20 protein-coding genes are annotated in these 22360 nt (G+C 37.9%); 5 read left to right on the forward strand and 15 right to left on the reverse strand.

All coding sequences use genetic code 11. The annotated features are described in order from the left end of the window. Positions 1-51: 51 nt before the first annotated feature. The 4 genes from rsmA to CVT05_RS04285 are packed head-to-tail and all read left to right on the forward strand — an operon-like array spanning position 52 to position 4727. Complete coding sequence (gene rsmA, locus CVT05_RS04270) at positions 52-894, forward strand: 16S rRNA (adenine(1518)-N(6)/adenine(1519)-N(6))-dimethyltransferase RsmA (protein ID WP_107698016.1); 843 nt, start codon at positions 52-54, stop codon at positions 892-894. Further along, complete coding sequence (locus tag CVT05_RS04275) at positions 860-2989, forward strand: ribonuclease J (protein WP_199906061.1); 2130 nt, start codon at positions 860-862, stop codon at positions 2987-2989. Before rsmA ends, CVT05_RS04275 begins: the two co-directional genes overlap by 35 nt. A 9-nt stretch (positions 2990-2998) precedes the next feature. Then, a complete protein-coding gene (locus CVT05_RS04280) occupies positions 2999-3952 on the forward strand; it encodes a KpsF/GutQ family sugar-phosphate isomerase (protein WP_107697936.1) in 954 nt (317 codons plus the stop codon). Position 3953: 1 nt separating this feature from the next. After that, a complete protein-coding gene (locus tag CVT05_RS04285) occupies positions 3954-4727 on the forward strand; it encodes a pseudouridine synthase (RefSeq protein ID WP_107697937.1) in 774 nt (257 codons plus the stop codon). A 430-nt stretch (positions 4728-5157) separates the two neighbouring features. Here the strand turns inward: CVT05_RS04285 and CVT05_RS04295 are convergent, their stop codons facing one another. From CVT05_RS04295 to pyrE, 15 genes are all read right to left on the reverse strand, one after another. Continuing rightward, on the reverse strand, positions 5158-5667 hold the full coding sequence (locus CVT05_RS04295; protein WP_107697938.1) for a hypothetical protein: 510 nt from the start codon (positions 5665-5667) through the stop codon (positions 5158-5160). Next, positions 5664-6617, reverse strand: a complete 954-nt coding sequence (locus CVT05_RS04300; protein ID WP_107697939.1) for a hypothetical protein — start codon at positions 6615-6617, stop codon at positions 5664-5666. Before CVT05_RS04300 ends, CVT05_RS04295 begins: the two co-directional genes overlap by 4 nt. Further along, a complete protein-coding gene (locus tag CVT05_RS04305) occupies positions 6614-7282 on the reverse strand; it encodes an ABC transporter ATP-binding protein (RefSeq protein WP_107697940.1) in 669 nt (222 codons plus the stop codon). Before CVT05_RS04305 ends, CVT05_RS04300 begins: the two co-directional genes overlap by 4 nt. After that, positions 7279-8388, reverse strand: coding sequence for an ABC transporter permease (locus CVT05_RS04310; protein ID WP_107697941.1), 1110 nt, complete (start codon positions 8386-8388; stop codon positions 7279-7281). The genes CVT05_RS04305 and CVT05_RS04310 overlap by 4 nt, the downstream gene beginning before the upstream one ends. Continuing rightward, positions 8378-8563 (reverse strand): hypothetical protein, encoded by a 186-nt coding sequence (locus CVT05_RS04315; protein WP_107697942.1) that lies wholly within the window; start codon positions 8561-8563, stop codon positions 8378-8380. The genes CVT05_RS04310 and CVT05_RS04315 overlap by 11 nt, the downstream gene beginning before the upstream one ends. 1 nt (position 8564) lies before the next feature. Next, positions 8565-9686: a nitrous oxide reductase accessory protein NosL gene (locus CVT05_RS04320; protein ID WP_107697943.1), complete on the reverse strand. Its 1122-nt coding sequence runs from the start codon at positions 9684-9686 to the stop codon at positions 8565-8567. Positions 9687-9759: 73 nt separating this feature from the next. Further along, positions 9760-10584: an SEL1-like repeat protein gene (locus CVT05_RS04325; RefSeq protein WP_103619466.1), complete on the reverse strand. Its 825-nt coding sequence runs from the start codon at positions 10582-10584 to the stop codon at positions 9760-9762. Between the two features lie 8 nt (positions 10585-10592). Beyond that, positions 10593-13208, reverse strand: a complete 2616-nt coding sequence (ccsA, locus tag CVT05_RS04330) for a cytochrome c biogenesis protein (RefSeq protein ID WP_107697944.1) — start codon at positions 13206-13208, stop codon at positions 10593-10595. 14 nt (positions 13209-13222) lie between these two features. Next, positions 13223-14188 (reverse strand): NrfD/PsrC family molybdoenzyme membrane anchor subunit, encoded by a 966-nt coding sequence (nrfD, locus tag CVT05_RS04335; RefSeq protein ID WP_103582149.1) that lies wholly within the window; start codon positions 14186-14188, stop codon positions 13223-13225. Position 14189: 1 nt separating this feature from the next. Beyond that, positions 14190-14861, reverse strand: a complete 672-nt coding sequence (locus CVT05_RS04340) for a 4Fe-4S dicluster domain-containing protein (protein WP_072595319.1) — start codon at positions 14859-14861, stop codon at positions 14190-14192. A 20-nt stretch (positions 14862-14881) separates the two neighbouring features. After that, a complete protein-coding gene (locus CVT05_RS04345; RefSeq protein WP_072595292.1) occupies positions 14882-15640 on the reverse strand; it encodes an FKBP-type peptidyl-prolyl cis-trans isomerase in 759 nt (252 codons plus the stop codon). A 44-nt stretch (positions 15641-15684) separates the two neighbouring features. Beyond that, positions 15685-17751: a multiheme c-type cytochrome gene (locus CVT05_RS04350; RefSeq protein WP_021090404.1), complete on the reverse strand. Its 2067-nt coding sequence runs from the start codon at positions 17749-17751 to the stop codon at positions 15685-15687. A gap of 95 nt (positions 17752-17846) precedes the next feature. Then, on the reverse strand, positions 17847-19274 hold the full coding sequence (locus tag CVT05_RS04355) for a DUF3365 domain-containing protein (protein ID WP_107697945.1): 1428 nt from the start codon (positions 19272-19274) through the stop codon (positions 17847-17849). Further along, positions 19264-19953 (reverse strand): response regulator transcription factor, encoded by a 690-nt coding sequence (locus CVT05_RS04360; RefSeq protein ID WP_072595294.1) that lies wholly within the window; start codon positions 19951-19953, stop codon positions 19264-19266. The genes CVT05_RS04355 and CVT05_RS04360 overlap by 11 nt, the downstream gene beginning before the upstream one ends. A gap of 243 nt (positions 19954-20196) precedes the next feature. After that, a complete protein-coding gene (gene pyrE, locus CVT05_RS04365; protein ID WP_107697946.1) occupies positions 20197-20805 on the reverse strand; it encodes an orotate phosphoribosyltransferase in 609 nt (202 codons plus the stop codon). Positions 20806-20924: 119 nt separating this feature from the next. Between pyrE and CVT05_RS04370 the strand changes: the two genes are divergently transcribed. Beyond that, on the forward strand, positions 20925-22292 hold the full coding sequence (locus tag CVT05_RS04370; RefSeq protein ID WP_107697947.1) for a Na+/H+ antiporter NhaC family protein: 1368 nt from the start codon (positions 20925-20927) through the stop codon (positions 22290-22292). Positions 22293-22360: the final 68 nt, after the last annotated feature.

Genomic DNA, 22360 nt, shown 5'->3' on the forward strand with positions numbered 1-22360 from the left:
AAACTAAACTTGTAATCATTGTATAAGTAATTTTTGGCTAATATCGCGGCTATGATAAAGGCAAAAAAGCACTTTGGACAGAATTTTTTACAGGACAAAGCGACACTAGATAAGATCATCCAAGCGATACCCAATGACGTAGCAAACGTCGTTGAGATTGGGCCTGGCTTAGGTGATTTGACATTTAGACTTTTGCAAATTTACAAGACGACCTGTTTTGAGATAGATTGTGAGCTGTTTCAAATTTTAAAGGTCAAATTTGCAAATGAGATCCAAAATGGACAATTAAAACTTTTTTGTAAAGATGCTTTAGAGCAGTGGCAGCAAGAGGGCGGACTAAGTAGCAAAAACTACTTTTTGGTCGCAAATTTGCCCTATTACGTTGCTACGAAGATGATCCTAAATGCGATAGATGACGAAAAATGCCTTGGGCTTATCGTGATGATACAAAAAGAGGTTGCTCTTAAATTTAGTGCAAAGAGCAAGGATAAAGAATTTAGCTCTTTATCGATCCTCGCTTCACTTCAAGGCAGGTGTGAGCTTTTGTTTGACGTGGATGCAAAGCTTTTTAATCCACCCCCAAAGGTCACATCTTCAGTCATCAAACTACAAAAAACAAAAAAGATTTTTGGCAAAGACGGGATTTTCAAAGATGCAAAACAATACGAGGCTTTTAAAGCATTTTTAAGAGCTACGTTTGCTTCCCCAAGAAAGACGCTTTTGAAAAATTTATCCATAAATTTCGACAAAAAAGCGTTAGAAGAAATTTTTGAAGATCTAGGCTTAGCTAAAAATTTACGTCCACATGAGCTAGATGTCGATTCTTATCTAAAAGTATTTGAAAGATTAAAGGAAGATAATGAACGACAAAAACGAAGAGAAAGTTGTAACTAACCAAAGTAAAAACAACAAAAGACGAAGATTTAGACCAAAAAATAAACCAAAACAAGAAGGCGAAACTACCGAGCAAGCTTCACTAGCAAGCAAAAGTGTAATAGATAACTTCTTTGCAGCAGAGCAGGCTGAAAATGAAGCACACACCGAGCCAAAGAGTCAAAATCCTCGCCCAAAAAAGCCAAGAAATAACAAAAATCAAAACAAAAATGGCGAAAATAATAAGCCAAAAGAGCAAAAACAAGAATCACAAGAAACAAAAACCAAAACACAAGAACAAAAAGATAAACCAAAAAAGGCTAAAAAGCCAAAGAAAAATTTACCAGCTAAACTAAACGGCAATGAACAATGGCAGCAAGATATCGCAAGTGCAATGGTGGCAAACAAGGCCGTTCACGAGCTTCGTCTGGAGCCGATGAAGTATCTAAACTCAAGTGAGCATAAAATTCGCATAACTCCACTTGGTGGTCTTGGCGAGATCGGCGGAAATATGACTATCTTTGAAACCGAAACTAGCGCCATCATCGTTGATATCGGAATGAGCTTTCCAAGCGAGAGCATGCACGGCGTGGATATACTAATCCCTGACTTTGACTATGTTAGAAAAATAAAAGACAAGATAAAAGGCGTCATTATCACTCACGCGCACGAGGATCACATCGGCGCAGTACCATATTTTTACAAAGAGTTTAAATTTCCGATTTACGCCACACCTTTGCCACTTGGTATGATAAATAACAAATTTGAAGAGCACGGCTTAAAGCAGGAGCGCTCACTTTTCCGTTCTGTCGAGAAAAGAAAGCCATATCTAATAGGCGACTTTGAGGTCGAGTGGATACATATCACCCACTCCATCATCGACGCTAGCGCACTTGCGATCACGACAAAGGCAGGCACCATCATCCATACGGGTGACTTTAAGATTGACCACACGCCGATAGATGGCTATCCGACAGATCTTGGTAGACTTGCATACTACGGTGAAAGAGGTGTATTATGTCTAATGAGCGATAGCACGAACAGCTACCGCGAAGGATTTACCAAAAGCGAAAGCAGTGTTGGCAAGACCTTTGATGCGATATTCTCAAAGGCCAAAGGCCGCGTGATAATGAGTACGTTTAGCTCAAACATCCACCGCGTCTATCAGGCGATCGAGTGGGGGCTAAAATACAACCGCAAAGTCTGTGTCATCGGTAGATCAATGGAGAGAAATTTGTATACTGCAATGGAGCTTGGCTATATCAAGCTTGATAAGAAAATTTTTATCGATGCAAACGAGGTTGGCAAATTTAAAGATAACGAGGTTCTGATCGTTACCACAGGCTCTCAGGGTGAGACTATGAGCGCGCTGTACCGAATGGCTACTGATGAACACAAATACATCAAAATAAAGCCAACCGATCAGATAATAATCAGCTCAAAGGCGATCCCTGGTAATGAAAGCAGTATCTCAACTGTATTAAATTTCCTAATAAAATCAGGTGCAAGCGTCGCTTATCAAGACTTTAGCGAGATACACGTGAGCGGTCACGCAGCACAAGAAGAGCAAAAGCTGATGCTACGTCTAATAAAGCCTAAATTTTTCCTCCCGGTTCACGGCGAGTACAATCACATCGCAAAACACAAAGAGACAGCTATAAGCTGCGGCGTAGACGAGAGAAACATCTATCTAATGAGCGATGGCGATCAAATGGAGATCTGTCAAAAATACTTAAAACGTTTAAAAACGGTAAAAACCGGCAAAGTCTTCATAGACAATCAAATAAATAAACAAATCTCAGACGATGTCGTCATCGATAGACAAAACCTTGCCGAAGCAGGTGTCGTCATGATAATCGCTCAAATTTCACGTCATGGCGCAAAGCTTATAAACAAGCCTCGTGTCATTAGCTACGGCCTTGTGGGCAATAAACAAGATGCGGAGTTTAGCAAAGAGATGCAAGAAATTTTGACGCAGTTTTTAAGCAACGTCAAAGAGGAGCTTTTAAAAGATGGCAGACTGCTCGAGTCACAAGTGCGTCAAGTGATCAGAAAGCATATCTTTAGAAAGGTCAAAAAGTACCCAACTATCGTGCCGATCATCTATCTAATGTAAGGGAAATTTATGCAAACAATCAACCAAATCGCAGCCGAAGTTTTAAAGATAGAAGCAAACGAGCTTTTAAGACATGCTAAAAGCGTAGAGATAGAAGATGCTGTAAATTTGATATTTAATACAAAAGGCAAGGTCATAGTAACAGGCGTAGGCAAGAGCGGTCATGTAGGCGCAAAGATCGCCGCTACGCTTGCAAGTACTGGTACGCCAAGCTTTTTCTTGCATCCAACAGAGGCTATGCATGGTGACCTTGGTATGATAGAAAAGGATGATGTTTTGTTAGCCATTAGCTTTAGTGGCGAAAGCGATGAGCTTATCAAAATTTTACCTCACGTAAAGCGCTTTGGCGTAAAGACCGTCGCAATGGCAAGAAGTAAAACAAGCTCGCTTGGTAAATTTAGCGATGCATTTATTGGCATAGATGTAGAGAAAGAGGCCTGCCCACTAAATGCCGCTCCAACAGCATCAACTACACTAACGTTAGCTCTTGGCGATGCGTTGGCTGTTTGTTTGATGCAAAGGCGAGGCTTTAAAAAAGAGGACTTTGCAAATTTTCATCCAGGTGGCAGCCTTGGTAAGAGGCTATTTTTAAAGGTCAAAGATGTGATGAGAAGCGAAAATTTACCGATAGTTCGCTGGAATGCAAGCCTAAAAAGTGCAATCGATACTATGACACACGGTAAACTTGGCACGGTCCTAATCGTCAATAAAGATGGTGTATTAGATGCTATTTTAAGTGACGGCGATCTTAGACGTGCACTTATGCGAGAAGACTTTGATCTAGACGAGCCAGCGATGAAATTTGCAACATTGCATCCAAAAGAGATAAACGACAAGGAAATGTTAGCTGTGGATGCATTAGCCTTGATAGAAAAGTATAAAATTCAGCTTCTAGCCGTTGTAGAAAATGGCGTGCCCGCGGGCGTTTTACACATCCATGACCTTGCAAATTTAGGACTATAAAATGAAAAAAACAAGACTAAATAAATTTATCTCACATAACACAAACTACTCACGCCGTGAGGCAGATGAGCTGATAAAAGCTGGTAAGGTTAGCATAGCAGGACGAGTGGTTAGCGACCTTGCCACAAGCGTGGATGAAGATGATAAAGTGCGTATAAATGGTCGTTTGATAAAGCTAAAAAAGGTATTTACTGTTATCGTCTATCATAAACAAAAGGGTGAACTAGTTAGCAAAAAAGATGACCGCGGACGAAAGACGATCTATGACACGCTAGATAAGAAATTTGCAAAATTTGTTAGCGTAGGGCGCTTAGACTATGCAAGTGAGGGGCTACTTTTACTAACTGACGCTCCAGCAATCGCCACAGCTTTGATGAATAGCGACTTAGAGCGCGAATACTATCTAAAAGTAAAAGGCGAAGTGACAAAAGAGGTAATTGAGGCGATGACAAATGGCTTTTTTGCCAAGGACGCCACCAAAGGCGCTCACGCAAAAACCACTATAAAATCAATGGAATTTAAGCCATTTCTAGCCTATAAAGTCTTTGGCTCAAGCGGCGGCTATACAAAACTAAAGGTCATCATCAACGAGGGGCAAAACAGGGAGCTACGCCGCTTCTTTGGCTACTTTGACCTTGAAGTGATGGATCTAAAAAGGGTTAGTTTTGGGCGTGTTAGTCTTGATATGCTAAAGCCTGGCAAATGGCGCTACTTCGAAAATAGCGAATATGAAGACCTAAGAGACTTTTTAAAAGTTAATAACGTTAGATACTAAATTTGGCTTGCTTTCTCTAAAAAGGAGGCAAGTCAAACAAAAATAACTACAAATTTATTTAAAAATTTACAAAAATAAAGAAAAAATGAAAAAGGCTGTTCTTTTATCCTTCATTTTACTAGCTACCATCTTTTGTAAGGATCTTTCTGAGCTTAGACTCGAAGTTAGATAAAAGTTCTACGATAAAAAGTGGCTAAACAATAACAAAATGTTTATGACAGTGGAAATATTGATTGTTGCTCTAATTTAGGAGTTTTGTATGAAAACGAATAAGAGTTAAGACAAAATACCGCACTGCAAAAGAATATTTTGGCAAAGCATGTGATTTGGAAGATCAAAAAGGATGCGATTTTACAAAAAACTAAACAAATAAGGCTTTTAATACCAAAAACAACCAAGCGAGCTCTAACAAATTTAGAGCTACATAAATTTATATCTTATTTTCTGAAAGCAAGATGTTTATGTATGGATTTAGTAGTGTCTCACCACGTGCTGCGTATAGTAAGACCTCTTTAAAATAGTTGTCGTTTATGCCATATGTGTGAAACTCGTACGCCCCTATGCCGTATCCCATCGGCGTGATATCAACCCTTGAGTACCAGGCATCTTGCGCTAGAATGTAGCGATTCGTATCTCTTGAATAGACATATAACTTGATCTTATCTTTGCTCTTTTGCGCCATATACCAGATGAAAGAATTTGTGATGTCGTTAAAAAAGTAGATGTCGCCGTTTGGCATGATGGCTTGGGCTGTGTCGTTGTTATCAGCGATCAGTGTCCTGCTCTCATAACATATAAATTTATTTGGCGTAAGTTGCTCGATCGGCTCTGATTTGCCATTATTTAAAACTAAAATTTTATCATCACTTATGTCGGCATTATAGGCAAGTACGGCTAAGACTAGAGTTAACAAACACAAAGAAAAAATTTGTTTTATCAAAATAAAAATCCTCTTAGCAAATAGTATTTGAGTACATAAAGCGAGCATATCAGCACGCAAACGCCTAGCCAGATCGATGAAAATTTAAGCTTGTGTGAGTAGTTTGTCTTTGTAATGATCTCAACAAGATATGGCATAAGGCCGTAAAAAACGCCCAGAAATAAACTGCCCCAGATGAGGTAGCCAACATAAAAATAGTCACTTTTTAGCATGCAGTATGGGCATTTATGGTTCGGCTGCTCGTAAACATAAAGGCCAAAAAAGTAGGTAATGGCATAGTAGCTAAGCACCAAAAACAACAAATTTGCCACAAAGCTCGCCATACTTTGCTTTAAAAAATTTAGCACCAAAATAACAAAAAATAGCACATAAAATACGCTTACTAAGCCAAAATTTGTATAGCCAAATGGTAGCTTTGGGGCTTGAAAAGTGACAGAGCAGCAAAAGACCGGCACTTTTAGTGGAATATTGTAAAAGAACGAAATTTCTATGCCAAGCTCAAGTAGTATCATGACAAAAAGGCAGATAAAAATGGCGTATTTTTTCTTTAGATAAGGGAAATTTAGAGCCTGCAAGTCAAGCTTATTTATAACCAGCCAGATACCAAGCCCAAAGATCAGCAAAATTTTAGTGAGCATCAATATACCACCAAATTTATTTGAGCCAATCACGCCAGCTGAACACATAGCACCAGGCACAATATCAGAGAGCTCATTTAGGCAAAGTGCAAAAAATATAAACAATACGATCTTGATACAGACGCAAAAAAGTAAGATCGTATTTACAAGATAGTTTTGTTTTTCAAGCGAGTATTGAAGCGATGTTAGTGCGTTGTAATCCCACGACCTCACGATCCTAACGACATAAAAGAGCGAAATACTCATCAAAACTAAAAGCACAAACTCCGCTAACAAAAAGGCAATAACGGCGTTTGATAAAAAGACACTCATACTATCTCTCCATTTTGTAAGCTGACAACCCTATCTGTTGCACTTAGCTCATCAAAAATGCTATCGTGAGTAGCGACAATAACACTTTTTTTTAGAGCTTTAAAAGACTCTAGCAAGCCTAAAAATGCACATGCATTTTGTCTATCTAAATTTGCCGTTGGCTCATCAGCCAAGATGATGTCAGCATCCATAGATAAAGCCCTAGCTACCGCACATCTTTGACGCTCACCACCACTTAAATTTGATACGTTCTCATCTTTTTTATGAGCGATATTTGCGAGGCTTAGAGCCTTTTTTATCATCTCGTCTCGCACATTTGCCTTGAAATTTGTTAGAGCAAATGGAGCTAGTAAATTTTCATATACACTTAACCCCTCAATGAGGTTAAAATTTTGAAAGACAAGTCCAAGCCTTTTGTGTCTAAGCTCAGAGCAAAAGGCATCAGGCAGTTTTGCGATGTTAGTGCCATCTATCAAAATTTCTCCACTAGTTGGCTTTTGAAGTAGGGCGATAAGCGAAAGCAAGGTGCTTTTACCGCTTCCACTAATGCCTTTTAGTATCACTAGCTCGCCGTCATTAATATCTAAATTTATATTTTTTAAAGCACAAAACTCATTTTGTTTGTTTTGGTTATAAACTAGGCTAACACCTCTTATATTTATCATTTTAGCCCCTCATTTATGTCACTACTTGCTACTCTCCATGAAGGTATGAGTACAAACGCCAAAAATGGTATCACACCAAAAACAAAGATCAAAAAGAGCTTGTCAAACTCTAAAATAGGCGTGAAATTTGTAAAATTTAAAAGCTCATCACCTAAAAATATCCCTTTTAAAAGCGGAGCGTTAAATACAAAAACAAAAAGATAAGCCAGCATAACACCGAGTAAAAAAGCACTAACGCTCACGATGAAATTTTGTATAAATTTTAAAAATATAATATCTTTTATACAAAAACCAATGCTTCTTAAAATAGCTATTTCACGCTTTTTACTACCATAGGCGAGTGAAATTTGGTTTTTAAGCAAGACAAAGAATATAAGCATAACACTAACGTAAATGCTCATAAAAATTCCACCCTTATAATAGTAAAGGTGCCTAACCTTAGCCACCTCATCTTCTATACTAAGGGCGAAAGAATTTGGGTATAAATTCTCTATCTTTAAAGCTACTTCACTGATTTCATCGGTGTTTGGCACCTCAACATAGAGCTTTGTATACTCTTCATCTTTTAAATTTAAGATAGCCCTTAGCGTATTTGGATGCAAAAATATAGCGTTATTTGAGATTAAACCACTTTGTGCCGGCATGGTCTTTAATATCTTTACTGGTATCATGCGCTCTTCAGTTAGAAAATTAAAGCTCTCATCGTAGTAAAGCTCATTCATCGCTGCCTTTACACCTTCTCCTACGATCATCTCATCCTCTTTTAAGCTATCATCTTCATATAGATGAAACCAGACGCGCTTTTGAACGAAGTAGTACTCCCCATCAACTACGCCCCTTACATCACTTACTCCATCGATCTTCGAGATGTCGTAGATATAGCCAGGGTGCATGAGATCATTTTTGCCAGCACGAAATGCGCTCACTACGATACTTGATCTATCTTTTACTAAATTTATAAGATCATGCTGGATCGATCCAGAGATGAAAAGTACCGAGCTTAGCACAAAAATAATGAGTGCAAAGAGGCAAAAGCTAAAAAGGTGATCCTTCCTATCTTTAAAAAGTAGAACCACAGCATAGTTTATAAAATTTTTACCTATCATAGACAAAGCCTTTTTGCCCCTTTTGGTTAAAACTAAAAGCAGCATTTGCTCTTGTTATCTTAGAAATTTCTCTTAGCTCATCTTGCTTTGCTTTATGATCAAAGCAAAGATAGTGTGCTGCTAAAAGCGTATAAGAAAGTCCAAAAAATAACGCCAAAAAAACTAGAAATTTCACACTATTTACCGATAAAGTTCTTTATCTCGTCAAATCTTATGACACCTTTGCCAGCATGATCTTTTAAAAAGCTCTCTGCCTTTGCTTCATCTTTAAATGGGATAAACTCATCACCCATTGGTCCATAAACGTTTGAACCGTGAACATAAAACGCATCTTTTGCATCAAGCTTTTCTAGCGTGTAATAATCACTCACATAAGCATCTTTCATTTTGCCATCCACAAAGTAAAATTGTGCCATATCCTTTACACCATCAAAATAATAATCCTTGCCATCTGCTTTGATGAGTGTTGCCCATGGAGAATTTTTGACAAGCATGCCACATACCGCACATCTTGCACCTTTTGGTACGACTATTCTCTCAGGTTTTTTTATTTCTTGTTTAGCTTTTGAAGCTTGGTTGCTAGCGCCTACATTTGCCGGAGCATCCCATAGATAAAGAGCAGCGGCTTGCAAGTGCTTGTCGTACTCTTGGGCTTTGCTGGCCTCTTTTGCGTCGCATACTTTTTTGAGATGAGCTTTTAGCTCAGAGATAGCCTTAAAGCTTTTTGGATCAGTTTTGTCGCAGTTTGCCTCGTAAAATTCCTTACCATGCGCGTAAACGCCGTCCTCACGCTTAGCTTTGATCATCTTATTGTCGCCTGCGAAGTCTTGTCCAGCGATCTCGTAAGCTTTAGCAAAATTCATTATCTCACCGCCATTTTCTGCTTGAAATTCTTTTGCGTCAGCCTCGGTTGAAAAGGCGTATTTGCTATTTCTAGTCATTGTGCCTTTAACACTACTACCAACGACATAAAAAGCTTTATTTACATCGATTAAATTTAGATTTTTAGTATCGACGACCTGCGCGTCGCTTGGGATCTTACCTTCTGTTAGCTCGTATAAGCAGTGAAGTGATGCTACTTGCTTGCCGTTATATACGTGATTAGTCTTATAAAATTTAACCAAATTCATTCCACAAACGGCGCAGTACTCCTTGCCCTCGCCATTTCCTACTAGTGTAGCCTTGCTAGGATCCACGCTTTGAAACATCGGTTTCATTTTGACGGCTTGTTCATTTGTAGAAGCACTAAAAAGTATGGTTGCTAGTAGTGCTGAACTCAAGATAGAACGTAAAATCATAATTATCTCCTTTAGTATTTTTTATTTTTATATTTATAAGCTTTAAATGCCACTGGGCTAACTTTATCAAGCATCAATGCTTTCCTAAAATTTCTAAATTCTCGCACGCTTCTTTTAAGCCATTTTTGCAGCTTCTAGTAAAAATTTCACGTGCTTTCTCCACGTCTTCTTTTACGCCTTTACCTTCAGCTAGCATGATAGCGTAATTATTGCAGCCCTTTTCATATCCATATATACACGCTTGCTCATAAAGTTTTGTGGCTTTTGTGAGGTTTTGATCAACGCCTTGTGCATATACATATAAAAAGCCAAGATTATCACACCCTATGCCAGCTTCGTTTGCGCAAGCCATTTCGTAGTTTACTTTGGCTTTTGCATAGTCTTTCTCGACACCTTCACCCTGCGCGTATAGATAGCCAAGGTTACTACATCCTATGCCGTCCCCTGCTTTGCAAGCCTTTTCATAAAGCTCTTTTGCCTTTTTAATATCCTTTGTCACGCCGGTGCCATTTGCATAAAGCAAGCCAAGCTCCGTGCAACCCTCGTTGTCGCTACATGCTTTTTCATAAAATTTAACTGCTTTTGCTAGGTCTTTTTCCACACCTTTGCCTTTTTCATAGACGTAGCCAAGGTTGCTGCAAGCCATAGAGAAGTTTTGATCACAAGCTTTTTCATAAAGCATTGCTGCCTTTGCTTCGTCCTTTTTGACATTGCCATCACCTCTGCTGTAAAGCACAGCTAGATTGTAGCAGCCTGATGCCTTTTTCTCTTTATCACAAGCATCTTCATAAATTTGTGCTAGCTTATTGTGATCGTCTTTTGCGCTTAAAGCCTCTTTGATATAGCCAGCATTCAATAGTCCCAAACAAGCAAACAATAAAACTAAACTCTTTTTCATCATATCTCCTAAATCTCTTTTATATCCTTACCTCTATAAGCAAAGGCGATTAGCAAAGCTAAAAGCATTAAAAGCAAATAAAGCAAATTCGAAACGCTAAATCCATCGCCATTTGCGTATGAGTGAAGTCCGCTTAGATAGAAATTTACACCAAAATAGGTAAAAATAACTGAACCAAAAGAGAGCACGCTAGCTACTAAAAAGGTAAAAATATTTTTTAATCTTGGGATAAATCTTAAATGAAGCACAATAGCATAAATAATTATCGTAATGTACGACCAGCTCTCTTTGCTATCCCAGCCCCAGTATCTACCCCAGCTCTCATTCGCCCAGACGCCGCCAAGGAAATTTCCAATAGTTAGCAAACTAAGTCCTATGATGAGGCTTAGCTCATTAGTTGCGGCGAGGTATCTTATCTGCTCGCTGAGCTTTTGCTCGTTTTTTTGATTTTTTATAGCCATTAAAAGAAGCCCAAGAAGCCCGAGCACAAAGCTAAAACCTAAAAAGCCATAGCTTGCCGTAATGACACTTACATGCACACTAAGCCAAAATGACTTTAAAACTGGGACTAGATTTGTTATTTGTGGATTTATAAAATTTAGATGAGCTACAAGCAAACTAACACTTGCAAAAAGTGAAGCAGCTCCAAGAGCAAAGCTTTGATGTTTAAAAAATAAAACTCCAGCTAGTACACTTGCAAGCGAGATATACACTAAGCTCTCATAGGCATCACTCCAAGGTGCATGCCCTGAGATATAAGCACGAAGAGCTAAATTTAACAAATGCACCGCAAAGCCAAAATAAAATGCAAGGCTAAGCGCTTTTTCAAATCTAAATTTCTTTCCAGAAAATAGCCTATAAAAGCCAAGAGCGAGCGAAACTAGCCCAAGGATCATGTAAAAATATATAAGAAATTTAAAAATTTCCATTTGGTTATAAAGCACTTCAAGCTCCACCTTTGCCTCGCTTGGCGCAAGGGAGCCTAGAGTGCTTCTTTGATAGCTTGAAATTTTCTCCAAGCTCTTATCAGCCCCAGTACACTCGCCATTTTTTACACAAAGGCTTAAATTTTCTATATAAGCGCCTAAAACGCTTTTAAGCTCGCTTGAAATTTCACTTGAGCCAAAGGCTTCATTTACGCCTAGCCATGTTAATTTATCACCATTTTTAGCTGGGATAAATTTTAAAATTTCTCCCTTTAATGCAAGGTATAAGACATTTAGTCTCTCATCAAATTTGATCACGTCATTATCAAATTTATCTCTTTTTGAGGCGGATTTTTCATTTGCAGCTTCTACAAATTTAGCCAGCTTATACTCGCCATTTTCGTTAAAAACGTCATTAAAGCTAGCAAATTTCTCACTAACGCCAAGAAGCTCGCCCACACGCTTGCTCGTGATCTTTACTATCTTTTTATCCATCCACTCTTTTGGTGAGATGGCAAAAGAGAGCATTAGCTCCTCGCTGCTAAGCCCAAATAGCGTAGTTTTGGTTGAAATTTTACTTATCACAGCTCTTGAGTAAGAGCCAGCTGGAGCGATTCTGCTATCAGCTTGAGTCAAAATTTTGGCAAATTTGCTTGCATGTGCCTCTAAATTTTTATTATTTTCATTAGCAAAATTTGGAGTAGCATTTAAAAGCAAAATAGCCAAAAATGCTATTTGAGAGCCTTTTATGAAATTTAGCAGCCTAAAAAATCGGCTCTTTTTGCTAAATAAATTTGCCAAAAAGCCAACGCAAAGCAAAAAATATCCTATGTAAGTTGGGATTTTGCCAGGATCACGGCTGATCTCAAAAGCGCTTCCAAGCTCATCAGGATCGTATGAAGACTGAAAAATTTTATAGCCTTCAATCGTTAGTGGATTATTTAGCGAGATGTCGTACTTGCCGCCAGCGATACTTACTTTACTTGTATAAGATGATGGACTATTTAGCCCCACATATCGCTCTAAAATAAACTCGTCAAGCTTTAATGAAAATGGTAAATTTAAGGCCTTTGAGCTAAAGTAAAATTTCGCCTCTTGCCCACCAAAACTTAGCACACTAGGCTCCAGCTCATATCCAGCTCCGCCTTTTAGTTTAATACTCTTTTTTTCGCCGTTAAAACTTATCTCTAAACTAAGCGTAGCAGGAGCGTTTTTCTCATCTTTTTTATATCCAAGCAAGTTAATTATAAATTCCTTGCCGTCTATAAAATTTTTAAACTCAAAGTCGTTTTCACCAAATAAGCTTAATTTTAGTGGATAACTAAAATTTTCTCCAAGCGTTTCAACCCTAAGATAAGGCTTGACGCTTTGCATTACATTTGAGCTTTGCAGAGCTCTAAGATGTATAACGCCCTCTTCGCCAAAATACCTTGTAAGCGTAGCCCCGATGAAGATAACGATAAAAGCAAGATGTATCAAAAATGCGCCAAATTTTTTATACATCTTGGTTTTTACGATGCTAATAGCTAAACAAATAGTGCAAGCAAACATAACACACTCGTACCAAAGCGCTTCGTAAACAAGCACTCTGGCCGTTTGTGTGTCATAAAAATTTTCTAAAAAAGTCGCAAGTCCTGCACCAAAAGCAAGAATAAATAATAATATCAAAGACAAGCGGTAGATATTTAAAATTCTCATCGCTCGCCTCTGCCTTAGATGCTATAAGTTTGTCCCGCATAAAGTATAAACACCCTAAGCAGTAAAACACCGATAACAGCCGCTAATGAACTGATATAAAAGCTAAATTTTAAGCTAGCTACTTTTTTGCCAAATGCAAAATTTAAAACAAAAGGCACAATAAAGCCAACTAGCACAACACCAAGCCAAAAGAAATTTGCCCAAACGCCACTATAAAAAGCAACAGCTGCATTTTGCTGATAACTTGAACCAAGTAAAAGCGATACAAAAAGCATTAAAATGAGTAAAATTTCAGCTCCCAAAACGCTAAATTCTATGCTATGAAGCGAATGAAGGTCGCTTGAATGCGGATCTTCTTTAAATAAAGCTGCTGCAACCAAGCTACTGCCACTTATGCCAGCACTTAGTCCTGAAGCTATAAATAAAGCTGGAAGCACAGCTGTGTTTAAAAGTGGAAATCTAATCAAAACTGAGATCAAAAATCCAGTATAAGCACAAATTATTACAGCAAAAATAAGACAAATACGACTTAAAAATGGATAAAGTGGTATTAAAATTTTCATTATTAGTGCAAAAAGAGCGCTAAAGGATTTTAAACTTTTGGCTAAGAAATTTGAAATTTCATCATTAAATGCATAAAGGCACATCAAAAAGCTAAGCGGTATAAATACACAAAGTCCAGCAACACCGATAGACATAACTGATGTGAAATTATAATTAATCAAAATTTTCCAAAATAAAAGCGGCTTTTCAAGATCAGCTATCAAGCAAACCATACCGAGCATGATGCTAACAAATGCTAAAAGCGAAGCAGCCTTGAAAAATGGACTAAAGCTCTCTTGCTTTTTATAGTGTTTTAAAAGTATGGCAGCGATTAGCGCTCCACCACTCATACCAGCTAGCAAAAGATAAACAGCGATCGGCCAGCCCCACTCTACTCCATGCGAAAATGTTGCAGTAAAATTTAATGCACCATCCATCTTACACCCCCATTTTTACTTTAGGAATATATCTAAGGCTTGGTTTTGTGCCAAGCTCTGCTCTTAGCCTTATGCTATCTTTTACGGCTAGTAGCTTACTGATGTGCGAATCTTCATCGTTAAGATCACCAAAGACGATCGCTTCATATCTACAAGCTTCTACGCAGGCCGGCTCTTTTTCGTCCTTTAAATTTGTATCTACGCAAAAGTTACAGCTTTGAGCTGAGTGCGTAACCTTATCAATATATCTCACATCATATGGACAGGCTACGATGCAGTATTTACAGGCGATGCAGTCATCTATATTTGTAGTTTGTATGCCAGTTTTTTCGTCTTTATGACAAGCCTTGGTTGGACAAACAGCTACACAAGGCGCATCGACACACTGCTGACAAGACACTCTTACAAATCTTTTATCGAGTAAATTTTTAGGATTAGTCTTATCTTCTATAAAAAGTCTCATCTGCCCTTTTGGGACTAAATTTACCTTTCTACAAGCTATCTCACAGTCGGTACAGCCAACACATTTATTTTGGTCAAATATCATACCAAAGTGTGGTTTTTTTACACTTTCTTCACTCTTAAAAGCAAAACCACTACTTGCCGCACCAGCACCAGCAGCCACAACTACCATGCTTTTTAAAAAGGCTCTTCTATTTTTTTGATTTTGCATTTTTAACTCCATTTTATATCTTAATGAGGCTTTTTGATGCCCTCATTTAGTTCTTTTTCGTGAATTTTCTTTGCAGCCTCGGCTAATTCACCTGGCTTTAAGACTTTAACAAGCTCTATCTCAAAAACAATAGTCTCGCCTCCAGGTATGCCCTCCATGCCGCTATCGCCGTACGCAAGTTCTGGCGGGATAACAAATTTAAACTTATCGCCCTCTTTCATGAGCATTAAGCCCTCTTCAAGACCTGGGATCAAATTTAGCATAGAAAGATGAGCTGGAGCCTCTTTTGTCTCATCAAAGACCTTACCATCGATAAAGCTAGCTTTGTAGTTTGCTATGATGATACTCTCTTGTTTTGGAGTCGCTCCCTTTTTGCTTGATTTTAAAATTTCATATTGCAATTTTGATTTTGTCGTTTTTACATTTTTATTTTTTGCATTTTTATCCATAAAAGCCTTGCCCTGCTTTAAATTCTCTTTAAGTATGGCGGCTTCTTTTTCTTTTACTATCTTGTCTAAATTTTCAGCTCTTTTGTTTAGTAGCTTTGCTATCTCATCATCGCTTAGTTTTAGCTCTCCTTTTAGTGCATCACTAAAACCTTTGATAACGGCCTCAGCATCGTAGCTAATGCCTATTTGTTTTTGTTCAAGTAACCCTTTTAAAACATATCCACCACTTGTTGCTCCCATAGCATAAGACTCATTTGAATCTACATTTGCAAGCAAACCAGAAGCACTTAAGCTAAGAAGTAGCGTAAATTTTAAAACCTTATTTTTCATATCAAACCCTTAAGATTAAAGGGGCTAAAACTAGCCCCTAAATGCTATAAATTTTTATTCAAAATTCTTTGAGCTTCTTTTATATACTCTTTTGATGCATCGAGTTTTTGTTTAGTAAATTTAAATCCGTGCATACCCCACGAACCATCTTTTTCAACCATATCGATGATCTCTTGAGCATTTTGGATAAGCTCATAAACTCTTACTTTATCACTTGCATCAAGTTTTTTAGTCTCAAGTAGTGAGTAAAGTCCTTCAATACCAATCTTAACTTCAGAGAATTCATTCTTAACTGGAGTTTGCCATCCCATGACTTCATCATAAACTTGTTTTTGGTTTTTGAAGTGAAGTGTTGGTTTTAGCTCAGATAGTACTGGGCTATGGCAGCCTTTGGTATCTTTCATATCTTTATCCGCCCAAGATGTTCTAGCGCAAGCCCACATCAAGTCAACGTAGTTATGGCCATTTTTATCTCTCTCAAAGTGCCAATCTTTAGCATCTCTTGGACCTTTAGCAGCATCGCCTGGTACTAGAGATTTCTCTTTTGGATCAACCATGATCTTCCAGATGTGAGATCTTCTTTGAGTATCAAAGCCAGCGTTGTCTTGGAACTGAACAGCGTAGAAATTCTCACAACTCATCATAAATGGCATGTGGCAAGATGCACAAGTGTTATCTTTGTGAGTATCTGCTTTAGATGCGATATATGCTTGAGTCTCGTGGCAATCTTTACACTCTTTTCTAATTTTTGGTTTAGTATAGAATGAGCTTAGATAGCCTTGTTCTGAGTTATAGTTCATACCTGTTACACTCTTATCGCCTACAACTGGACCTGTGTTATCGTGTGGATCGTGGCAAGTAACACATCTCATACCTTTGTCATAGTGAGCTGTAAAGTATGATTGTGAACCCTCAGAACCACATCCTGGTCCCATTGATTTAAATTTAGAGCTAAGTGAGAGATCAAGCTTACCGTTATTAAGAGGATTAGCACGAGCTAGATCTGGGCTAAAGTTAAATCTTTGGTGGCAGCGTTCGCAGTTTGATGTTCTAAAATTTGTAGCTCCATCAAGGTGACCGCCAGCTCCGTGGCACTCCTCACAGCTTACGCCTTTTGAGATAGTGTGTTTTTGAAGCTCTTTAGCATTACCAAGTGCTGCGTAAAATTCTGCTTTTGATTTGAAATCGAATTTAACCGGGTGACAAACTTCACAATATGATGAGTTTGCTTGGAAAAACATTGATTTTTTATGTTTTGCGGCGTATGAAGCTAGACCTCTAACATATCCGCCATTATCGCCGTACTCTTCAAGAGTGCCAGGAAATTCTGGGACAAGCTCTTTTATCTTTTTAACAGTAGCGTCGTCTAAATTTAACGCCCATGTTCTTTGCCATTGGTTACCACCAGCTACGATCTGACCTGTACCATCTCTTAGCAAACCGCCCTCAACGTAGTAAGTACCACGAAGTAGCCACGCATCAACGTAGCCCATTTTGGTTCTTAAGTGACCAACAGTTGCGTAGATAACATCTGGAGTAATACCTTTTGGAAGGATAGAAGCTGTATCTTTGTCAAATACTGGCTCAGTTAGGTTGTTATTAACCTCTGGGTGCTCGCCAGGGAAACGCATGGTAGTTGCGTGGCGAGATCTGCTCCACACTTCATACTGAGCTGGGTGACACTCACCGCACTTTTCTGGTCCTACAAATTTATTAGGAAACTGAAGCGATGAAGTGGCTGGAATTCTATACATCATAGAGCTATAGCCCTTACCGCCATCTCTTTTACTAAGCTTTGACATATCAAAGCCATGTCCCTCGGCAAGCCACTCTAAGCCACGGTCGTGAACGACCATTTTACCGACGGTTTTACCACCATACTTTGTAAAAATAGGGTGGTTTTTAAATAACCAGTTATACATCTCTTGCTCTTCTACAACGTAGTCTTGCAAGGAGATAACACCTCTACTTTGCAGTGTGCCTTTAGGATTTGCGATAACATCACGTGCTTTATCGGACATCTGCATATTATGCTCTTCGCAACAGGCTTGTGAAGCGAAGATGCTAACACCCATGAGCAAACCAGCTAAGGCTTTTTGTAGATTTCTCATGTGCCCTCCTTTAAATTTTTATCCTAAAATCAAAATGATTTCATACTGATAATACTAACACCAAAAAAGGGTAGAAAAGGGGGAATTTTAATAAATTATAAATTTTCGAAACTAATTGTAAATGTAATACTATTTTCATCTACGTTTCTAGCAAAGATTAGGGCGTTATTTTTGCTAGCGATAAGTTGGCTCATATATAGACCAAGCCCACTGCCAGACTCTTTTGTGCTAAAGTGTGGCTCAAAGATAACCTTTAAAAACGAAGCCTTTATCGCTCCTGCATTATTTTGCACGCATAAATTTTTACGATCATCTTTTATAAAAGTATAAATTTTTATTACTCTTGGCTTTACATAGCTTTGTTTAAATGCATCTTTTGCGTTATTTATAATATTTATTAAAATTTGGATTATTTCATTAAAATTTGCAAAAATCGTAAAATTTTCTCTTATATCGATCTCTATTTCGATTTGATATTTCTTAAGTGAGGCGTTTATAATTTTTATAGTCTGATTTATCACTTCCTCTACGCTAAACTCCCTTTTTAAAGTATTTGGCTTAAAAAAGTTTTTAAAATCATCAACCGTTTCAGACATAAAATTTATCTGCTTGCTAGTCTCTTCTATAAACTCATAAATTTTTGCTTCATCAAGCTTTTTTCGCTCCTGATAGAGTTCTAAATTTATTAAAGCTGAGCTGATTTGAGCTAAAGGCTGCTTCCACTGATGTGAGATATTGCCTATCATCTCGCCCATTGAGGCTAGGCGGCTTTGATGTATCATTAGCTGCTCGGTCTGTCTTTTGCTCTCTTCTCCGCGCCTATGCATCTTATAAACAAGTAGCAAAAATATCCCAAATACAAAGGCTATCGCGCTCATTATGATGACAACCTCTTTTAAATGGTAAGAAAAAATGGCACGTAGTGGGATTTTAAAAGATAGCATTGCCATCATCTCACTTGCTTCAGAAATTTTTCCATTTGAAATTTCATAACGATCCAACATCTGTTTTGGAGCACTTTCGCTATTGTGACAGGCTAGGCAAGATGTATTTTGACTTCTTATAGGAAGTCCTACAAAAAATTGTGAGCCGTTTTCATCTTTTATAATCTTTGAAAACTCACTAAATTTATTCTCTTTAAAGCCTCTTAACACCTGCGCTTCAAATTCATTTGGTTCATGAGCTTTATTTAAAGGTGCCATGGCAACTAGTTTGTAGTCAAAGTCAAGATTGTATTTTTTCTTTTGGATATTATAAATTTCACGGCTTATATATGAAGATGAGAGCAATCTCTCGTCAAAAAAATCCTCTTTTATAATGCCATCACGCTTTAGCTGCTCTATTAGCGGACGCTGAACGCCCGCAATGTACTCTCTTACAGAATTTATACTCTCAAGCACATAATACGCCTCTTTTTTGGCATCTTTCATTGCAAGATTATTATAAAAATTTAAAACAAGTGCGGATATTAAGAGATAAACAAAGATAAAAACACTAACGATTAGCTGAAATTTATATTTCACAAAGGTAACCTACACCGTATAAATTTTTAATCACATCTTTGCCAAGCTTCCTTCTAAGCTCTTTTACGATCGTCTTTATCGCCTCTTTGCTTGGCTGCTCATACTCCCAAATATAATCAAAAATTTGTTCATAAGTTATAGTTTGATTTTTGTTATTTAAAAAATACTCTAAAAGCCTACTTTCACTCTTGCTTAGATGAGAAATTTCACCATTTATATAAAGTACTTTTTTACCAAAATCGTATTCCAATTCATCATTTAGCCTAAGAGTCGGCTTGCGTCCAACAAGCTCTAAAGCAACGTCTTCTAGGGCTTTTATAAATGACTTTTTATCATATGGCTTTGCAAGATACCTTGTGATCTTTAGCTCAACTGCTCTCCACAAATACTCTTGCTCTACGTGGCTTGATAAGATCACGATAGGAATTTTTTGATTTATAGTTCTTACTTTTTTAGCGATCTCTAGGCCATCGATATTTGGCACGCTTATATCAAGTACCAAAACATCATAAGCATCGCTCATCGCTAGCTCAAGTGCATCATAGCCATCTGTTACGCCATTTACTTCGGCAAAAAATAGTTCCAAAGAAGCACAAATATTTTTTAAAATCGCCTCTTCATCTTCAAGGCAAAGGACCTTTTTATTTGATAAAACGTCTAAAATATCATATTCTTGCATAGCTTCATCTCGCTTTTTGAGCAGATATTATCACTTGGTAGCTTAAAAAATAAGATTATCTAAAAAAAATTCATACCAATATAAAAGACATATTACTTTTAAAAATTAAACTATAAATTTTTGTTGAAATGATTTGAAGTCTTGATTAAAATTTTTCTATGAGTACTATTTTTGGATTTTTCTAAAAATTTTAGCTATCGATCAATTTTAAAAAGAAAGATAGCTATATTTATAGTATAAATTTTAGTTGCCTCTGCTTCCAGGTTTGATCGCTTTGCTTCCATTTTTACAAAGTGGGCAATGCTCAGGCTCATAAATTTCAAACTCAAAATTTCCTAAAGCAAAAAATGGCTTATCGCTTGGTAGTTTAGCATTTGGCTTAGCTTCATTGTCTAAATTTGCGACCTTACAAAAGCCGCGATTTGCAAGCGCTGCAAAGCCAACTACCTCGCCGCCAAGGCTCTCTATCACGTGCGCTGCTTCAAGTGCCGAGCCGCCAGTCGTGATGATATCCTCACAAACGATAAATTTCTCACCTTTTTTTACCTCAAATCCGCGCCTTAAGCTCATCACCCTATCAACGCGCTCTGTAAAGATAAAACGCTTCTTTGCTGCGCGAGCTAGCTCATAGCCAGCTAAAATTCCTCCAAGTGCAGGCGAGCAAACGCTATCAAATTTAATGCCAAATTTCTCTATCACACAGGCAAGCTCGTCAGCTAGCTTTCCAGCCAAAGCTGGGTCTTCAAGCACCTTTGCACTTTGGAGATAAAACTGCGAGTGATTACCGCTACTTAGCAAAAAATGTCCCTCTAAATATGCCCCAGCCTCTTTATAAATTTTCTCTAAATCCATCATTTTTTCCTTTTAAAATTTACTCAAAATCTTAACACAAGCCCACTTAAGCCACTCTTTTTAAAATTTAATAAGCCACACATTTGTATAATCTCTCAACACTCACAAAAAGGACGCTCATGCTTATATTTAATCCTGTTGTTTTTAGCATTTTAGTGATGACGATACTTTGTCTATTGCGTTTTAACATCTTGCTTTCTATCCTTATCTCTGCTCTTGTTGCGGGAGTAATGTATAAGCATGGATTTAGTGGATTTGAAAGTGGCATTGCAGGTGGGATAGATAGCCTCTTTACGGCCCTAAAAGAGACTACGCAAAGCCTTATAAGCGGTATGCAAGGCAATCTTGAAACATCGCTTAGTTATATTTTACTTGGTGCTTTAGCAGCCGCCATCGCAAATACAAATTTAACTGCTATCTTGATAAATGCTTTGAGTAAATTCCTTAGCTCAAATAAAGTGATTTTTATACTAACTATTGCATTTATAGCGTGCTTATCTCAAAATTTAATCCCAGTTCACATAGCTTTTATACCTATTTTAATCCCGCCGCTTCTTGCTATTATGAACAAAATGGGGATAGATAGACGTGCCGTAGCTTGTGCTTTGACATTTGGTCTTCAAGCACCTTATGTAAGCCTTAGCGTTGGCTTTGGTCTGCTTTTTCACAATATCTTAAAAAAAGAGTTAGCAAATAACGGCATAACAACATCTATTTCTGATATCTCTTCTGTTATGTGGATAGGTGGCGCTTCGATGCTTATTGGACTTATCCTTGCCATACTTTTTTACAGTAAAAAAAGAGTTTATAAAACTTCAAAATTTGAAAAAGAAGAGCTTGATGAGATCGAGCGTGCAAAAAGCCTTGAGATGACTAAAAAGGAGTGGGCGGTTTTAGCTGGTGCAGTTGTGGCTTTTGGTGTGCAAATTTATACTGAGCTGCTACCTCTTGGCGCACTACTTGGACTTTTGGTTATGGTCGTTTTTGGCGGTATCGAATACAAAAAAGTAGATAAGATCATGGATAACGGCCTTGCTATGATGGGATTTATCGCATTTATCATGCTAGTTGCTGCAGGTTATGGCACTATCTTAAGAGAGAGTGGCGGCATAGACGAGCTTGTAAAATACGCTAGCTTGGTATCTGGCGGCAAGATAGGCGGAGCATTTTTGATGCTTCTTATTGGTTTACTTGTAACAATGGGTATAGGCACTAGCTTTGGTACGATCCCTATTTTAGCTTCTATCTACGTGCCACTATGCGTTAGCCTTGGTTTTGGCGTACCAGCCATTATCTTGTTAGTTGGCATAGCTGCAGCTCTAGGAGATGCTGGAAGTCCTGCAAGCGATAGCACACTTGGGCCAACAAGCGGTCTAAATGCTGATGGTGAACACAACCACATATATGATACTTGTGTACCTACATTTATATTTTTTAACATACCACTCATCATCGGTGGTATCGTTGGAGCTATGATACTTGGATAAAATTTGGCGTAATTAACGCCAAATTTCTTTTTATTTCTTCTACTTTTTATCAATATAAATTTTTGGAA

Origin of the sequence: Campylobacter concisus (genome assembly GCF_003049705.1) — a bacterium.
In the GTDB taxonomy this organism is placed as follows: Bacteria; Campylobacterota; Campylobacteria; order Campylobacterales; family Campylobacteraceae; genus Campylobacter_A; species Campylobacter_A concisus_AR.